This is a genomic window from Paraburkholderia sp. SIMBA_030 (assembly GCF_046535245.1).
Lineage (GTDB): Bacteria > Pseudomonadota > Gammaproteobacteria > Burkholderiales > Burkholderiaceae > Paraburkholderia.
Genome location: NZ_JAWRXB010000634.1, coordinates 1 through 268, shown reverse-complemented (window position 1 = coordinate 268; position 268 = coordinate 1). Strand labels below are relative to the sequence as shown.

General features: G+C 56.3%; 1 protein-coding gene. It reads right to left on the bottom strand.

Features of this window, described 5'->3' with window-relative positions; genetic code table 11:
• Positions 1-268, bottom strand: a 268-nt coding sequence (locus SB772_RS41495) for a citrate/2-methylcitrate synthase (protein WP_410838710.1), incomplete at both ends; no start/stop codon positions are given.

The window sequence follows — 268 nt, the reverse complement described above, 5'->3', positions numbered from 1 at the left end:
ATCACGAACAGCGGCGTGAACATCGCCGTCGGCACGCCCATCATGTGATACGACACCGCGCTGAACCAGTCGAGATTTGGAAACATCTTTTTCACATCTGCCATCACTGTTTCAAGACGCTCGGCGATGCTGAACAGCTTGGTGTTGCCCGCTTCCTTCGACAGCTTCTTCGCGACTTCCTTGATCACCTGGTTGCGCGGATCGGAGATCGTGTACACCGGGTGACCGAAACCGATCACCACCTCCTTGTTCTCGACGCGACGGCGGA